This window comes from Aquibaculum arenosum, from assembly GCF_029222965.1.
Classification (GTDB): domain Bacteria; phylum Pseudomonadota; class Alphaproteobacteria; order Kiloniellales; family DSM-21159; genus Aquibaculum; species Aquibaculum arenosum.
Window position 1 is genome coordinate 1 of the sequence record NZ_JARHUD010000016.1, and the last position, 15,796, is coordinate 15,796.

Annotated in this window: 13 protein-coding genes and 1 tRNA gene; all 14 read right to left on the reverse strand. The window is 63.8% G+C overall.

Features of this window, described 5'->3' with window-relative positions:
* Window positions 1–156: GTP-binding protein (locus P2G67_RS15950; RefSeq protein ID WP_275824309.1), on the reverse strand; the 156-nt coding region annotated here is incomplete at its 3' end.
* A gap of 59 nt (window positions 157–215) precedes the next feature.
* Window positions 216–2,294 (reverse strand): elongation factor G, encoded by a 2,079-nt coding sequence (gene fusA, locus P2G67_RS15955; RefSeq protein ID WP_275824298.1) that lies wholly within the window; start codon window positions 2,292–2,294, stop codon window positions 216–218.
* A 31-nt stretch (window positions 2,295–2,325) separates the two neighbouring features.
* Window positions 2,326–2,796 (reverse strand): 30S ribosomal protein S7, encoded by a 471-nt coding sequence (gene rpsG / locus P2G67_RS15960; protein WP_275824299.1) that lies wholly within the window; start codon window positions 2,794–2,796, stop codon window positions 2,326–2,328.
* A 14-nt stretch (window positions 2,797–2,810) separates the two neighbouring features.
* Window positions 2,811–3,182, reverse strand: coding sequence for a 30S ribosomal protein S12 (rpsL, locus tag P2G67_RS15965; RefSeq protein WP_275824300.1), 372 nt, complete (start codon window positions 3,180–3,182; stop codon window positions 2,811–2,813).
* Between the two features lie 385 nt (window positions 3,183–3,567).
* Window positions 3,568–7,764 (reverse strand): DNA-directed RNA polymerase subunit beta', encoded by a 4,197-nt coding sequence (gene rpoC, locus P2G67_RS15970; protein WP_275824301.1) that lies wholly within the window; start codon window positions 7,762–7,764, stop codon window positions 3,568–3,570.
* A gap of 67 nt (window positions 7,765–7,831) precedes the next feature.
* Window positions 7,832–12,004, reverse strand: coding sequence for a DNA-directed RNA polymerase subunit beta (gene rpoB, locus P2G67_RS15975; RefSeq protein WP_275824302.1), 4,173 nt, complete (start codon window positions 12,002–12,004; stop codon window positions 7,832–7,834).
* Window positions 12,005–12,241: 237 nt separating this feature from the next.
* Window positions 12,242–12,622 (reverse strand): 50S ribosomal protein L7/L12, encoded by a 381-nt coding sequence (rplL, locus tag P2G67_RS15980; protein ID WP_275824303.1) that lies wholly within the window; start codon window positions 12,620–12,622, stop codon window positions 12,242–12,244.
* Window positions 12,623–12,676: 54 nt separating this feature from the next.
* A complete protein-coding gene (gene rplJ, locus P2G67_RS15985; RefSeq protein ID WP_275824304.1) occupies window positions 12,677–13,195 on the reverse strand; it encodes a 50S ribosomal protein L10 in 519 nt (172 codons plus the stop codon).
* A 324-nt stretch (window positions 13,196–13,519) separates the two neighbouring features.
* The gene (gene rplA / locus P2G67_RS15990) at window positions 13,520–14,224 is read right to left on the reverse strand and encodes a 50S ribosomal protein L1 (protein ID WP_275824305.1); all 705 of its coding nucleotides are present in this window, start codon (window positions 14,222–14,224) and stop codon (window positions 13,520–13,522) included.
* Between the two features lie 4 nt (window positions 14,225–14,228).
* Window positions 14,229–14,657 carry a 50S ribosomal protein L11 gene (rplK, locus tag P2G67_RS15995; RefSeq protein ID WP_275824306.1) on the reverse strand — a complete coding sequence of 143 codons (429 nt, stop codon included), beginning with the start codon at window positions 14,655–14,657 and terminating at the stop codon, window positions 14,229–14,231.
* A gap of 90 nt (window positions 14,658–14,747) precedes the next feature.
* On the reverse strand, window positions 14,748–15,278 hold the full coding sequence (nusG, locus tag P2G67_RS16000; protein ID WP_275824307.1) for a transcription termination/antitermination protein NusG: 531 nt from the start codon (window positions 15,276–15,278) through the stop codon (window positions 14,748–14,750).
* A 5-nt stretch (window positions 15,279–15,283) separates the two neighbouring features.
* Entirely contained in the window at window positions 15,284–15,481 is a 198-nt protein-coding gene (gene secE, locus P2G67_RS16005) for a preprotein translocase subunit SecE (RefSeq protein ID WP_275824308.1), read from the reverse strand.
* A 76-nt stretch (window positions 15,482–15,557) separates the two neighbouring features.
* Window positions 15,558–15,633: transfer RNA gene (locus P2G67_RS16010), tRNA-Trp, on the reverse strand.
* A 40-nt stretch (window positions 15,634–15,673) separates the two neighbouring features.
* A partial coding sequence (locus P2G67_RS16015) for an EF-Tu C-terminal domain-related protein (RefSeq protein WP_496196326.1) occupies window positions 15,674–15,796 on the reverse strand: 123 nt, incomplete at its 5' end.

Consider the following 15,796-nt stretch of genomic DNA (forward strand, 5'->3'; position numbering starts at 1 on the left):
CTTGTCGATCGAGTCGTACGCCGTAAAGGTCGCACCACCCGTCTCTGCAAGAACCTTCGTAATCGCCGCAGTCAGCGACGTCTTACCATGGTCAACGTGACCAATCGTCCCAATGTTGCAGTGCGGCTTCGTCCGCTCGAACTTCGCCTTCGCCATGGCTCTCTTTACTCCGCGACGGATACTTCGTGGTTATGGTTGCGCGTGGGGCTGGCCGATCAGGCCAGCTTCGCCTTGACCTCGTCGGCCACGGCCTGCGGAACCCGCTCATAGTGATCGAAAAACATGGTGTACTGCGCCCGGCCCTGGCTCATGGAACGCAGGGTGTTGACGTAGCCGAACATGTTGGCCAGCGGCACCATTGCGCTCACGACCCGAGCATTGCCGCGGGAGTCCATACCCGTGACGTTGCCGCGTCGAGAATTCAGGTCACCGATGATGTCGCCCATATACTCTTCCGGGGTCACCACCTCAACCTTCATCATGGGCTCGAGCAGAACCGGAGCCGCCTTCGGGATGCCCTCACGGAAAGCCGCACGCGCGGCGATCTCGAAGGCCATCACACTCGAGTCGACATCGTGCGAGGCACCGTCGACCAGAGTCGCCTTGAAATCGATGACCGGGAAGCCGGCAATGACGCCGTTGTCCTTGGAGCCTTCCAGGCCCTTCTGGACACCAGGCACGAACTCACGCGGCACCGAACCGCCGACCACGGCGTTCTCGAAAACGAAACCGGCACCGACTTCCAAGGGCTCGAACACGATCTTGACGCGCGCGAACTGACCCGAACCGCCGGTCTGCTTCTTGTGGGTGTAGTCCACCTCGTGCTGCCGAGTGATGGTCTCGCGATAGGCCACCTGCGGCGCACCGACGTTGGCATCCACCTTGAACTCGCGCCGCATACGGTCGACGAGGATCTCCAGGTGGAGCTCGCCCATACCCTTGATGACCGTCTGGCCACTCTCGGTGTCGGTGGTCACCCGAAAGGAGGGGTCCTCCTGGGCCAGGCGCGCCAGCGCCATACCCATCTTTTCCTGGTCGGTCTTGGTCTTTGGCTCGACCGCGACCTCGATCACCGGATCCGGGAACTCCATCCGCTCCAGCACGACCGGCTTAACCGGATCGCACAGCGTCTCGCCCGTCGTCGTATCCTTAAGGCCCGCAATGGCGACGATGTCGCCCGCCAGTGCCTCATCGATGTCCTCACGGTGGTTGGCATGCATCAGCAACATGCGGCCCACACGCTCGCGCTTGTCCTTCACCGAGTTCAGCACCTGGGTGCCCTTCTTCAGGGACCCGGAGTAGACACGCACGAAGGTCAGCGAACCGACAAAGGGGTCCGTCATGATCTTGAAAGCCAGCGCCGACATCGGCTCGTCGTCGCCGGTCTTGCGCACGATCGCTTCTTCGGTGCCTGGCTTCACGCCCTTGATGTCGGGCACGTCCAGCGGGCTCGGCAGGAAGTCGACCACCGCGTCCAGCAGCGGCTGCACGCCTTTGTTCTTGAAGGCTGTTCCGCAATAGACCGGCACGAAGGCCAGGCAAACGGTGCCCTTGCGAATGCAGCGCAGCAGAGTCTCCTCGTCCGGCTCATTGCCTTCGAGGTAGGCCTCCATCGCGGCATCGTCCTGCTCGACGGCCAGCTCCACCAGCTTCTCGCGGTATTCCGCGGCCTGATCAGCCAGCTCCGCAGGGATATCCTGGTATTCCCACTCGGCGCCAAGATTCTCGTTCTTCCAGACCTGGGCCTTCATCTTGATCAGGTCGACCGAACCGGCAAAGTCACTTTCGTTGCCGATGGGAAGCTGCATGACCAGAGGCACGGCACCCAGACGATCGACGATCATGTCGACACAGCGGAAGAAGTCCGAGCCCATCCGGTCCATCTTGTTGACGAAGCAGATACGCGGGACCTGATACTTGTCGGCCTGGCGCCACACAGTCTCGGACTGGGGCTCCACGCCGGCAACCGCATCAAACACGGCCACCGCACCGTCGAGAACCCGCAGGGAGCGTTCGACTTCAATGGTGAAGTCCACATGCCCCGGGGTGTCGATGATGTTGATCCGGTGATCGTTCCAAAAGCAGGTCGTCGCCGCGGAGGTAATCGTGATTCCGCGTTCCTGCTCCTGCTCCATCCAGTCCATGGTCGCCGAACCCTCGTGGGTCTCGCCGATCTTGTGGCTGCGGCCGGTGTAGAAAAGGATGCGCTCTGTCGTGGTCGTCTTGCCGGCATCAATGTGGGCCATGATGCCGATGTTACGATACCGGTCGAGCGGCGTTACGCGGGAAGACATTCTAACCTCTCATCCTAGCGACGACGTCGCCTTACCAGCGATAGTGCGAGAACGCGCGGTTGGCTTCCGCCATCCGGTGCGTGTCTTCGCGCTTCTTGACGGCCGCGCCGCGATTGTTCGCTGCGTCCATCAGCTCGCCGGCCAAGCGGGCCGTCATGGTCATTTCGGAACGGGCCCGGGCGGCGTTGATCAGCCAGCGCATGGAAAGCGCCTGGGCACGATCGGCGCGCACCTCCACCGGGACCTGATAGGTGGCGCCGCCGACACGACGGGAACGCACCTCAACTTCCGGGCGGATGTTGCCCAGCGCGTCATGGAACATGCGCACCGGATCGTTACCACCCCGCGACACCAGAAGGTCGAAAGCGCCGTAGACGATCTGCTCGGCGACAGACTTCTTCCCATCCAGCATCAGGTTGTTCATGAACTTGCTGACGATCACGTCGCCGAACTTCGGGTCCGGCAGGATCTCTCGCTTTTCAGCGCTATGACGGCGAGACATCTCGGTCTAGCTCCTCACTTCGGCCGCTTGGCGCCGTACTTCGAACGGCGCTGGCGGCGGGCGGCGATACCCTGGGTATCGAGCGTGCCGCGAATGATGTGGTAACGCACGCCCGGCAGATCCTTGACGCGACCGCCGCGGATCAGGACCACGGAGTGCTCCTGGAGGTTATGCCCCTCGCCGGGGATGTAGGTCACGACCTCAAAGCCGTTGGTCAGCCGCACCTTGGCGACCTTGCGCAAGGCGGAGTTCGGCTTCTTTGGAGTTGTCGTATACACACGCGTGCACACGCCCCGCTTCTGCGGGTTGGCCTCCATAGCCGGCACCTTGTTGCGCGCCTTCTGTGGCTGGCGCGACTTGCGAATAAGCTGATTGACCGTCGGCATGCGATCGCTTTCCCGTGTGCCCTAATGTCTGCGAAACAAACGCCAGCTTAAGGAGCAGTTTTTTCCTACGGCTCCCGCTGGCGTTTGGTGGTCGGGCCGAGGCCCGAATATCGTGTCGTGTATCCTCCAGGGATGCGTCTAGGCCGCCTCGAGGGCCTACCACCAACCCCACCTTGTGGAACGGGCGCATACTATGGGCGCGCCCCCTGGCCGTCAACCCCGATCGCAAGATTCTCCCAACAAAGGCTTTGCCTGCGATTATCGGGGCTTATCGCTGCTTCTCCATGTCGTTCCTGTTCCCAGGTTCGCAGGATTCTTTCGCAGCTGCAAAAAACGCGGGCGACCACCGAGTGGCGGCCGCCCGCAAGAAGGATCAAACCTCTCCTCAGGCGACTGAGGGAGTCGCGTCCCCGTCGCCGCCTTCGTTCCGGGCAGCTGCATCCTCTGCCGCCTGTGCCAGGCGTGCCTGGTCCTCGCGCTGCGCCAGGATCACCCGGTCGCGCTCGGCGGCCAGCTTCTTCATGCGGTTCATCACGGAGCCCGTGCCCGCCGGGATCAGACGACCGACGATCACGTTCTCCTTCAGACCGATCAGATTGTCCGCCTTGCCGTTCACCGCAGCGTCGGTCAGCACCCGTGTGGTCTCCTGGAAGGAGGCCGCAGAGATGAAGGAGCGGGTGTGGAGGCTCGCCTTGGTGATGCCCTGCAACACCGGCTTGGCCTGCGCCGGCCGGCCGTTCTCAGCCATCACCTTGGCATTGATCTCCTCGAACTCCTCCCGGTCGGCCTGTTCGCCGATCAGGAAGGTGCTGTCGCCCGGCTCGGTGATCTCGACCTTCTGCAGCATCTGGCGAACGATCACCTCGATGTGCTTGTCGTTGATGCCGACGCCCTGCAGGCGATAGACGTTTTGCACCTCGGTGACGAGATACTCGGCCAGCGCCTCGACACCCAGCACGTCCAGGATGTCATGCGGCACCGGATTGCCGTCCATCAGCAGGTCGCCGCGCCGGACATAATCACCCTCGTGCACCGAGATGTGCTTGCCCTTGGGGATCATGTACTCGACCGGATCGCCCTCGTCCGGGCGAACGACGATGCGGCGCTTGGTCTTATAGTCCTTGCCAAACTCGACCCGACCCTCGGTATCGCTGATCACAGCGAAATCCTTGGGCTTACGCGCCTCGAAGAGCTCTGCCACCCGTGGCAGACCGCCGGTGATGTCGCGGGTCTTGGTGGACTCACGCGGGATACGCGCCAGCACGTCGCCGGCACGGACCTTCGCGCCGTTCTCCACCGAGAGGATGGCATCCACGGACATGTAGTAGCGGGCCTCGAGGCCGTTGGCCAAGGTGACCACCTCGCCGTTCTCGTCCCGCAAGGTGATACGCGGCCGCAGGTCGCTGCCACGCGGCTGCTGCTTCCAGTCCACGACCACGCGATTGGAAATGCCCGTGGTCTCGTCCAGCACCTCGCGCATGGACAGGCCGTCCACCAGGTCGACGTAGTGGGCCACACCTTCCTTCTCGGTCAGGATCGGGATGGTGTAGGGGTCCCACTCGGCCAGCTTCTGGCCCCGTGTCACCTTGCCGCCCTCGTCGACGAGCAGACGCGCACCATAGGGCACGCGATGGCGGGTACGTTCCCGGCCCTGCTCGTCCTGCAGAACGATCTCCAGGTTGCGGCCCATCACCACCGGAACGCCCTCGGAGTCATTGACGACGTTCTTGTTCTTGATGCTGACGATCGCTTCCTGTGCCGCCTCCACGCTCGACTGTTCGGCACCGCGCTGCGCGGCACCGCCGATGTGGAAGGTCCGCATGGTGAGCTGGGTGCCCGGCTCACCAATCGACTGCGCCGCGATGACGCCGACGGCCTCGCCCATGTTGACCGGCGTACCACGGGCCAAGTCACGGCCGTAGCACTTGCCGCAGACACCGCCACGTGACTCGCAGGTCAGGGTCGAACGGATGCGCACCGAGTCGATGCCGGCTCGGTCGATACGCTCGACCGCGTCCTCTTCGAGAATCTCGTTGCGCTGGCCGATCACCTCCCCGCTGAGCGGGTCGACCACATCGTCGGCGGCCACACGGCCCAGCACACGCTCGCCCAGGGCGGCGACGATCTCGCCGCCGTCCACCACGGCCCGCATGGTCAGGCCGCGTTCGGTGCCGCAGTCCTCCTCGACGATGATGGCGTCCTGCGCCACGTCGACCAGGCGACGGGTGAGGTAGCCGGAGTTGGCCGTCTTCAAGGCGGTGTCGGCCAGACCCTTACGGGCACCGTGGGTGGAGTTGAAGTACTCCAGCACGGTCAGGCCTTCCTTGAAGTTGGAGATGATCGGCGTCTCGATGATCTCGCCCGAGGGCTTGGCCATCAGGCCGCGCATGCCGGCCAGCTGCTTGATCTGTGCTGCCGAGCCACGGGCACCGGAGTGCGCCATCATGTAGACCGAGTTGATGTCCCGGCCCTTGGCCACTTGCATGACCTTCATCATCTCGTCGGCCACGCGGTCGGTGCACTGGGACCAGACGTCCACGACCTTGTTGTACTTCTCGCCGCGGGTGATCAGGCCTTCCTGATACTGCGACTCGAACTCCTTGACCTGCTCCTGCGCCTCTTCCACCAGAGCGGTCTTCGCTTCGGGGATGATCATGTCATCCTTGCCGAAGGAGATACCGGCCTTGCAGGAGTAGGCGAAGCCCAGGGCCATGATCCGGTCACAGAAAATCACCGTCTCCTTCTGACCGCAGTGGCGATAGACCACGTCGATGACCTCGGAGACGTCCTTCTTGGTCAGCAGGCGGTTGAGCAGCTTGAAGGAGAGGTTGGGGTGCTTGGGCAGAACCTGCAGCAGCATCATGCGGCCGGCCGTGGTCTCGACCCGCTGAATGACGGTGTTGCCGTCCGGATCAGACACCTCGAGCCGCGCATGGATCTTGCTGTGCAGCGTGATCTGGCCTGAGGCCAGGGCATGCTCGATCTCGCCCATGTTGGCGAAGGCCATGCCCTCACCGGGATCGCCCTCACCTTCCATGGAGAGATAGTAGATGCCGAGCACGATGTCCTGGCTGGGCACGATAATCGGCTTGCCGTTCGCCGGGCTGAGGATGTTGTTGGTGGACATCATCAGCACGCGGGCTTCGAGCTGCGCTTCCAGGGACAGCGGCACGTGCACCGCCATCTGGTCGCCGTCAAAGTCGGCGTTGAACGCGGTGCAGACCAGCGGGTGCAGCTGAATCGCCTTGCCCTCGATCAGCACCGGCTCGAAGGCCTGGATGCCCAGGCGGTGCAGCGTCGGCGCGCGGTTCAGCAACACCGGATGCTCGCGGATCACCTCTTCTAGGATGTCCCAGACCTCGGGACGCTCCTTCTCGACCATGCGCTTGGCCGCCTTGATGGTCGACGCCATGCCATAGAGTTCGAGTTTGGAGTAGATGAAGGGCTTGAAGAGCTCGAGCGCCATCTTCTTGGGCAGGCCGCACTGGTGCAGCTTGAGCTCCGGACCCACCACGATCACCGAGCGCCCGGAATAGTCGACGCGCTTGCCGAGCAGGTTCTGTCGGAAGCGGCCCTGCTTGCCCTTGAGCATGTCGGACAGCGACTTCAGCGGACGCTTGTTGGCACCGGTGATGACGCGACCACGACGACCATTGTCGAAGAGGGCGTCCACCGACTCCTGCAGCATGCGCTTTTCGTTGCGCACGATAATGTCCGGCGCGCGCAGCTCGATCAGGCGCTTCAGGCGGTTGTTGCGGTTGATGACCCGGCGATAGAGGTCGTTCAGGTCACTGGTGGCAAAGCGGCCGCCGTCCAGCGGCACCAGCGGCCGCAGCTCCGGCGGAATCACCGGCACCACCTCGAGGATCATCCACTCCGGGCGAGAGCCCGACTCGATGAAGGCCTCGACCAGCTTCAGGCGCTTGACCAGCTTCTTGCGCTTGGCCTCGGAGTTGGTCTCGCGCAGCTCCTCGCGCATGATCCGGCGCTCTTCCTGCAGGTCGAGCGCGCTCAGCATGTCCTTGAGAGCCTCGGCACCGATCTTCGCCGTGAAGGCGTCGTCGCCCCATTCGTCCTGCTTGTCGAGGAACTCTTCCTCGCTGAGCAACTGACGCTGCTTCAGGTCGGTCAGACCAGGCTCAACCACGACGTAGTTCTCGAAATAGAGAACCCGCTCCAGGTCCTTGAGGGTCATGTCGACCAGCAGGCCGATGCGGCTCGGCAGTGACTTCAGGAACCAGATGTGCGCGACCGGGCTGGCGAGCTCGATGTGGCCCATGCGCTCACGCCGGACCTTGGACAGGGTCACCTCGACGCCGCACTTCTCGCAGATGATGCCCTTGTACTTCATGCGCTTGTACTTACCGCACAAGCACTCGTAGTCCTTGATCGGGCCGAAGATCCGCGCGCAGAACAGGCCGTCGCGCTCCGGCTTGAAGGTCCGGTAGTTGATGGTCTCGGGCTTCTTGATCTCACCGAACGACCAGGAGCGCATCTGCTCCGGGCTGGCGATATCGATCTGGATCTGGTCGAAACTCTGGGGGCCCGTGGGCTGACCAAAGAGGTTCGTCAACTCGTTCATGGCTGTCTCCAGCTAGCGGGGTCGAGGTGAAACGGGGCGAAAGGGACGGCCCCGAAAGGCCGCCGCCTCAGTAATCGCTCTGCTTCAGCTCGACGTTGAGCCCAAGGGACTTCAGTTCCTTCACGAGCACATTGAAGGATTCCGGCACCCCGGCCTCGAAGTTGTCCTCACCCTTGACGATGGCTTCATAGACCTTGGTCCGGCCGGCAACGTCGTCGGACTTGACCGTGAGCATCTCCTGCAGGGTGTAGGCTGCACCGTAGGCCTCCAGCGCCCAGACCTCCATCTCGCCGAAGCGCTGGCCGCCGAACTGTGCCTTGCCGCCCAGCGGCTGCTGAGTGACCAGGCTGTAGGGGCCGATGGAACGGGCGTGGATCTTGTCGTCGACCAGGTGGTGAAGCTTCAGCATGTAGATGTAGCCCACAGTCACCGGTCGCTCGAAGGCTTCGCCGGTGCGCCCATCGATCAGCTGCGCCTGGCCCGACTCGCCGAGTCCGGCCTTCTTCAGCATCTCGACGATGTCCGGCTCACGCGCCCCGTCGAACACCGGCGTGGCGATGGGAACGCCGCCGCGCAGGTTGTTCGCCAGTTCAAGCACCGCCTCGTCGTCCAGGGAGGCAACGGTCTTTTCATACTCCTCGTCACCGTAGGCCTCCTTCAAGCGCTCGCGCAAGGCCGGCAGCTCCGCGCCGGCATAGCGGATCTCGTCGAGCACCTGAGAGATCTGCCGCCCCAGGCCGGCACAGGCCCAGCCGAGGTGGGTTTCGAGAATCTGCCCCACGTTCATGCGGCTTGGCACACCAAGAGGATTGAGCACGATGTCGACAGGGGTACCATCTTCCAGGTGCGGCATGTCCTCCATGGGCACGATCTTGGAGATCACGCCCTTGTTGCCGTGGCGGCCGGCCATCTTGTCGCCGGGCTGCAGCTTGCGCTTCACGGCGATGAAGACCTTGACCATCTTCATCACGCCCGGGGGCAGTTCGTCGCCACGCTGGAGCTTCTCGACCTTGTTGTCGAAGCGCTTCTCCAACTGCTTCACCGAGTCGTCGAACTGCTTGACCACAGCCTCGATGTCGGCCTGGCGATCATCCTCCTTGACGGCGAAGGCACGCCACTGACCCGGGGTGTAGTCGGAGAGCAGGGTTTCAGTGATCTCGGTGCCGGCGCGCACGCCCTTGGGCCCAGACTGGGCCACCTGGCCCACCAGCAGCTCCTTGAGACGTCCAAAGAAACTGCGCTCCAGGATCGCCTTCTCATCGTCGCGATCCTTGGCCAGCCGCTCGATTTCGGCCTTCTCGATCGCCAGCGCACGCTCGTCCTTGTCGACGCCACGCCGGGAGAAGACGCGAACCTCCACCACCGTACCCGTCACGCCGGGCGGCACCCGGAGCGAGGTGTCACGAACGTCAGAGGCCTTCTCGCCGAAGATCGCCCGCAGCAGCTTTTCTTCCGGCGTCATGGGCGATTCACCCTTGGGCGTGACCTTGCCCACGAGGATGTCGCCGGCATTCACCTCCGCACCGATGTAGGTGATGCCCGCCTCGTCGAGGTTGCGCAGGGCATCCTCGCCGACGTTGGGAATATCGCGGGTAATCTCCTCCTGGCCCAGTTTGGTATCGCGGGCCATGACCTCGAATTCCTCGATGTGGATCGAGGTGAAGACGTCATCGCGCACGATGCGCTCGCTGATGAGGATGGAGTCCTCAAAGTTGTAGCCGTTCCAGGGCATGAAGGCGCAGAGCACGTTGCGGCCCAGGGCCAGCTCGCCGAGGTTGGTGGAGGGACCGTCGGCGATGATGTCGCCCTTGGCCACCACGTCCCCGACCTTCACCAGCGGCTTCTGGGTGATGCAGGTGTTCTGGTTCGAACGCTGGAACTTCAACAGGTTGTAGATGTCCACGGTCGATTCACCGTGGGCAGCTTCGTCGCTGACCCGGATCACCACGCGAGTGGAGTCGACCTGGTCGACCACGCCGCCACGGCGCGCACCAATGGCCACGCCCGAGTCGCTCGCCACGGTCGCTTCCATCCCGGTGCCCACCAGGGGGGCCTCGGATTGGATCAAGGGCACTGCCTGACGCTGCATGTTCGAGCCCATGAGCGCACGGTTGGCGTCGTCGTTCTCCAGGAAGGGAATCAGCGCCGCCGCCACCGAAACAAGCTGCTTCGGTGAGACGTCGATGTAGTCGATCTCTTCCGGCCGCGCCATGAGGTAGTCGGCGCCGCGACGCACGGAGACCAGGTCTTCGACGAAGCGGTTGTCATCATCCAGCACGGAGTTGGCCTGCGCCACGGTGTAGCGCACCTCGTCCATGGCCGAGAGGTAGACCACCTCGTCGGTCACCTGGGCGTCGACCACCTTCCGGTACGGGCTTTCGATGAAGCCGTACTGGTTGATCCGGGCATAGGTGGCCAGCGAGTTAATCAGACCGATGTTCGGGCCTTCCGGCGTTTCAATCGGACAGATGCGGCCATAGTGCGTCGGGTGCACGTCGCGCACCTCGAAGCCGGCACGCTCGCGGGTCAAACCGCCCGGACCCAACGCCGAGAGGCGCCGCTTGTGCGTCACCTCAGAGAGTGGGTTGGTCTGGTCCATGAACTGCGAGAGCTGCGAAGAGCCGAAGAACTCGCGCACCGCCGCTGCCGCCGGCTTGGCGTTGATCAGGTCATGCGGCATGACGCTGTCGATCTCGACCGAGCTCATGCGCTCCTTGATCGCACGCTCCATGCGCAGCAGACCGACACGGTACTGGTTTTCCAGCAGTTCGCCGACCGAGCGCACCCGGCGATTGCCCAGGTGATCGATGTCGTCGATCTCGCCGCGGCCGTCCTTCAGATCGTGCAGCACCTTGAGGATGGCAAGGATGTCCTCCTTGCGCAGAACACGGAGCTGGTCGTCGGTCTGGAAACCCAGACGCGCGTTCATCTTCACGCGGCCCACGGGCGAGAGGTCGTAGCGCTCGGAGTCGAAGAACAGGCTGTTGAACATGTTCTCCGCCTGCTCAAGAGTCGGCGGCTCGCCCGGACGCATGACGCGATAGATGTCGATCAACGCGTCCTCACGCGAGCGATTGCGATCGCCCGCCAGAGTGTTGCGCATGTAGGCGCCGGTGTTGACATGGTCGATCGCCAGGGTGGCGATCTCGTCAATGCCGACCGCATCGAGCTTGTCGAGCAGCTCCTCGGTCAGCTCGTCACCGGCTTCCACCAACACGAGGCCGTTTTCCTCGTCGATGGAATCGAGCGCGGCGTAGCGGCCGATCAGGGCCTCACGCGGCACCAGCACGTCCTTCAGGCCGCCTTCCGTCAGCTTGCGCGCCAGGCGCGGCGTCATCTTCTGACCGGCCTCGGCCACCGTCTCGCCGCTGTCGGCGTCGACCAGGTCGGCTTCCAGCTTGGTGCCCTTGAGCTTCTCGGCATCAAAGGGGGTGCGCCAGCCCTGGGGCGAGCGGTGATAGACCGTACGGTCGTAGAAGGTGGCCAGCACCTCCTCGGCGGACATGCCGGTCACAGCTTCCGGCGGCAGGGTTTCGCCAGCGGCCTCGGCCTTGGCCCGAGCCTCAGCCATCTCAGCGCCTTCCAGCGCCAGCAGCAGCGTCGTGGCCGGCAGCTTGCGACGCCGATCGATGCGAACCTGGATCAGGTCCTTGGCGTCGAACTCGAAGTCAAGCCAGGAGCCACGATAGGGGATCACCCGCGCGGCGAAGAGATACTTGCCCGAGGAATGGGTCTTGCCGCGATCATGGTCAAAGAAGACACCGGGGCTGCGGTGCATCTGAGAGACGATGACCCGCTCGGTGCCGTTGACGATGAAGGTGCCGTTGGGCGTCATGAGCGGCATGTCGCCCATGTAGACGTCCTGCTCCTTGATGTCGCGGATGGAGCGCGCGCCCGTGTCCTCGTCCAGGTCCCAGACGACCAGACGCAGCGTCACCTTCAAGGGTGCCGCATAGGTCATGCCGCGCTGCTGGCATTCCTCGACATCGTATTTCGGCTCTTCCAGCTCATAGCGTACGAACTCGAGGTCCGCGCGGCCGGAAAAGTCCCTGATCGGGAAAACCGACTTCAGCACCTCCTGCAGCCCGGTGTCCGTGCGCTCAGCCGGCGGTACGCCGACCTGGAGAAACTGGTCGTAAGAGGCCTTCTGGACCTCGATCAGGTTTGGCATCCGGCTGACCTCGGGAATACGCCCGAAGCTCTTGCGGACACGCTTACGTCCGGTGAACGACATCGTCATTGCAGACCCTCGTTCCGATCTCGCTGCCGACCGCCGCCGCACGGCCGACATTTGGGGAGAACGGCGCCGGATCGGCGGCGCCGAGGGACCTGTGGATTTACCGCCCCGGTCCTCTTGTTCGGGCGGGCCCGCTCATGCGGGCAAAAGATATGCGGACGCGAAAAGCCGGCACGGCGCGCGGGGGCTTGCCCCGCGCGCCGGCCGGACTTTACGTCCGAAACAGCAGCTGTTGGGTCGTCACTTGACCTCGACAGTCGCACCGGCCTCCTCAAGCTGCTTCTTCAACTTGTCGGCGTCGTCCTTGGACACGCCTTCCTTGACCGGCTTGGGTGCACCCTCGACCAGGTCCTTGGCTTCCTTCAGGCCCAGGCCAGTGATGGCGCGGACTTCCTTAATGACGTTGATCTTCTTGTCACCGGCAGAGGCCAGGATGACATCGAACTCCGTCTTCTCTTCGGCCGCTTCGGCCTCGCCGCCGCCTGCGCCCGGCATCGCTGCCATGGCGACCGGAGCCGCTGCGGACACGCCCCAGGTCTCCTCAAGCTTCTTGGCGAGTTCCGCCGCTTCCAGAACGGTGAGCTGCGAGAGCTCTTCGACCAACTTATCCAAATCAGCCATGATCTACTTCCTTTTTGGCTCGAACTTCCGAAATCACTCGTGTCGCTAGCCGTCTCAAGCGGCCTCGTCCTTGGCGCCGTAGGCGGCAAACACCCGGGCAAGTTGCCCGGCCGGGGCCTGGACCACGCCCGCCACCTTGGTGGCAGGAGCATTGACCAGCCCGATAAGCTTGCCGCGCAGCTCGTCGAGGGACGGCAGCGATGCCAGCGCCTTGACACCATCGGTGTCCAGGACCTGGCCCGCCAACGCACCGCCGACGATGGTCAGCTTCTCGTTCTTCTTAGCGAACTCGACGCAGACCTTTGCCGCCGCCACCGGGTCGTCCGACACCGCAATCGCGGTGGGACCGGTGAACAGCGGCGACAGCGCCTCAAACGGCGTGCCCTCGAGAGCAAGCTTCACGAGGCGGTTTTTGGTAACGCGATAGCTGGCACCCGCCGCCCGCACTTTTCGGCGCAGATCCATCGACTCCGCCACCGTCAACCCGGACTGCCGGGTGACGACCAGCGCCGTCGCCGAACCGAACCGTTCGTGCATTGCAGCGACCAGCTCTTGTTTTTCCGCTCGATTCACGTCCTTGCTCCCTTCCGGCGGACCGTCCGCCCTGGGCGGGCGGCCGCATCCGGTTGCACGAGGACGGATCCGGGGACGCCCCGGTTCCGCCCGGTTCGCCTGTCCCGGAAGCTCAAGCCTCGCCCCCGCCGCGGCCGCAAGCGCGACATCGACGGGAAGACAAAAACTCTCTGCTTCCTGTCTATGCAGGCCCCCCTCTGATTCAAGTGGCGGGCTTAGGAACGGCGGCTGCCGCTCACCTGCAGTCTCGGACAGGTGGGAAGACGGCAAGCCGCCTTCCCGCTTGCCCCGCCGGCCGGCCGAAGCCGCCCGCCGGGAACGCTCTTACGCGGCAGGCGCTGAAAGGCTGCCCACCTCGATCTTCACACCCGGTCCCATGGTCGAGGACAGGGACACACGCTTGATGTAGGTGCCCTTGGCGCCGGCCGGCTTGGCCTTGGCAATGGCATCCACGAAAGCACGCACATTCTCTGCCAGCTTGTCAGCCTCGAAGCTGGCCTTGCCGATACCGGCATGCACGATGCCGGCGCGCTCGGCGCGGAACTGCACCTGACCGGCCTTGGCTTCGCCCACGGCCGAGGCCACGTCGTTGGTGACGGTGCCCAGCTTGGGGTTCGGCATCAGGCCGCGCGGGCCGAGCACACGGCCCAGCTTGCCCACGATCGGCATCATATCCGGCGTGGCGATGCAGCGATCGAAGTCGATCTGACCGCCGGTGATCTGTTCGGCCAGGTCCTCGGCACCGACCACGTCGGCACCGGCCGCCTGGGCCTCTTCGGCCTTGGCGCCGCGGGCGAAAACCGCCACGCGCAGCGACTTGCCCGTGCCATGCGGCAGGTTGACGGCGCCGCGCACGACCTGATCGGCGTGGCGCGGGTCGATGCCCAGGTTCATGGAGACCTCGATGGTCTCGTCGAACTTGGCAGTGGCACGCTGCTTCAGCAGGCCCAGCGCTTCGTCGAGATTGTAGGCCTTGTTGCGGTCGATGCCTTCGAGATTGCTGCGCAGGCGCTTTGTGTTCTTTGCCATGGCTCTACTCCACAACCTCGAGACCCATGGAACGGGCGGAGCCGGCGATGATCTTGCTCGCGGCTTCGATGTCGTTCGCGTTCAGGTCTTCCATCTTCCCTTCCGCAATCTCGCGGATCTGTGCCATGGTCACCTTGCCTACGGTGCCCTTGGACGGGGTCGCGGAGCCCTTGCTCACCTGCGCGGCCTTCTTCAGGTAGTAGGACGCTGGCGGCGTTTTGGTGACGAAGCTGAAGGAGCGGTCGCCGTAGGCCGTGATGACCACCGGCACCGGCATGCCCGGCTCCATGTTCTGCGTGGCGGCATTGAAGGCCTTGCAGAACTCCATGATGTTCAGGCCACGCTGGCCCAGCGCCGGACCGACGGGCGGCGAGGGGTTCGCCTTACCCGCTGGGATCTCCAGCTTGATGTACCCTACGATTTTCTTTGCCATTCCAATTCCCTCAGATGAAAGGGGCGCGGTTGCGGCCTTGGCGAGCCTCCCGCGCGATCAACCAGGCCAAAAGCTTGGACCCGCGTGGCCTCAGAGCTTCTCGACCTGGGTGTACTCCAGTTCAACCGGCGTCGAGCGCCCGAAGATCGACACCGCAACCTTGAGGCGGGCGCGTTCCTCGTCCACGTCCTCGACCACGCCGTTGAACGACATGAAAGGGCCGTCGGCCACGCGCACCTGCTCACCGATCTCGAAGGTGATCGAGGGCTTGGGCCGCTCCACCCCTTCCTGCACCTGGCGCAACAGATTCTGCGCTTCGCGCTCGGAAATCGGCACCGGCTTGCCGCGGCCACCGAGAAACCCGGTCACCTTCGGCGTGTTCTTCACCAGGTGCCAGCTGTCATCGGTCAGATCCATCTTCACCAGGACGTAGCCCGGGAAGAACTTGCGCTCGCTCGAAACCTTCTGCCCCCGGCGGACCTCGACGACTTCCTCGGTCGGCACCAGCACCTCGGGAATGAGATCGGTCATGCCCTGGGCGTCGGCCTGCTCGCGGATGGACTCGGCCACCTTACGCTCGAAACCGGAATAAACGTGCAGAACGTACCAGCGTTGCGCCATGGCCTTTAGCCCCCGAGCCCAATTATCAGGCGCACGACCCAGGACAGGATCTGGTCCACGAAGAAAAAGAAGATCGCAGCAAGCATCACCATGATGAACACCATAATGGTGGTCACCATGGTTTCCTTGCGCGTTGGCCAGGTGACCTTGGAGACCTCCTGGCGCACCTCGCGGATATACTGTCCCGGGTTGCTCTTCGCCATGTTGAACTTCATCTCGACGCGGCCTGCCGCGCCCCTTCTTTTGCGTGTTCGCCGGACGTTGCCGGCGATGGCCGTCTGGCAGGAGTGGAGGGACTCGAACCCCCAGCCCCCGGTTTTGGAGACCGGTGCTCTACCAGTTGAGCTACACTCCTAGATCGGCCTCGACGCGATGCACTGGCTTCCGGGAACCTCTTACTCGGTGATGGAGGCGACGACGCCGGCACCGACGGTGCGGCCACCTTCGCGGATGGCGAAGCGCAGCCCCTCGTCCATGGCGATCGGGGCGATCAGCTCCACGTCCATCGAGACGTTATC